The organism is Alistipes sp. CHKCI003 (assembly GCF_900021155.1).
Lineage (GTDB): Bacteria > Bacteroidota > Bacteroidia > Bacteroidales > Rikenellaceae > Alistipes > Alistipes excrementavium.
The window spans coordinates 1-814 of sequence record NZ_FCNT01000038.1; the positions used below are offsets into that span (position 1 = coordinate 1).

At 60.1% G+C, this 814-nt stretch carries 1 protein-coding gene and 1 pseudogene; both read right to left on the bottom strand.

Features of this window, described 5'->3' with window-relative positions:
• Positions 1-268 (bottom strand): annotated as a pseudogene (locus tag BN3659_RS05010) (HlyD family secretion protein); the annotation flags it as partial.
• A 16-nt stretch (positions 269-284) separates the two neighbouring features.
• Positions 285-814 (bottom strand): ATP-binding cassette domain-containing protein (locus tag BN3659_RS05015; protein WP_141682496.1); only part of this gene is annotated, 530 nt, incomplete at its 5' end.

Below are 814 nucleotides of genomic sequence, written 5' to 3' on the forward strand. Positions count from 1 at the left end.
CTCCCCGTTCGACGCGCTCACGGTCGCTGACGCAGAGCGTGTCGATCAGCCCGTCGTAGCGCGCCACCAGATCGGAGGGCGGATTGACGGTCGTGATGACCGCCGGAGCCTCGATCGTATCGGGGTATTTGATGAAGTAGCACCCCAGCAGGATTCCGCCGAAGATGCAGAAAACCACCGTTACGCCCCATCGCACCACCCACGACGGCGCACGACCCAGAATCGACTGGGCCTCTTCGCTGTGAAAAGTATCGTGTCTGACAGGCATAATTGCTCCTCCATGCTTAATTTCCCAATTCCAACTGATTTCTCACCAGTTCGTAATAATATCCTTTTTTTGCGGTTAGTTCCTCGTGCGTGCCCTGTTCGACGATGCGTCCGCGGTCCAGCACGACGATCTTGTCGGCATTGCGGACCGTCGAGAGGCGGTGCGCCACCACCACGACCGTCTTGTTCTCGAAGAGCCGGTCGAGCCGCTCCATGATCGTGCGTTCGTTGTTGGCGTCCAAAGAGTTGGTCGCCTCGTCGAAGAAGAGGTACTTTGCCTCCTTGTAGGCTGCCCTCGCGATCAGAAGCCTCTGTTTCTGTCCGACGCTCAGTCCGTGTCCGTCGGCGCCGATCTTGGTGTTGTAGCCCAAGGGCAGCGCGTCGATGAAGGTGTCGATGTTGGCGATGCGCGTGGCACGGCGCACCCGCTCCATGTCGGGCCGATCGTCCGAGACGCCGATGTTACCGGCTATGGTATCCGAAAAGACGTATCCCTCCTGCATCACCGTGCCGCACGCCCGCCGCCAGCACGACGGGCTGTACTGCC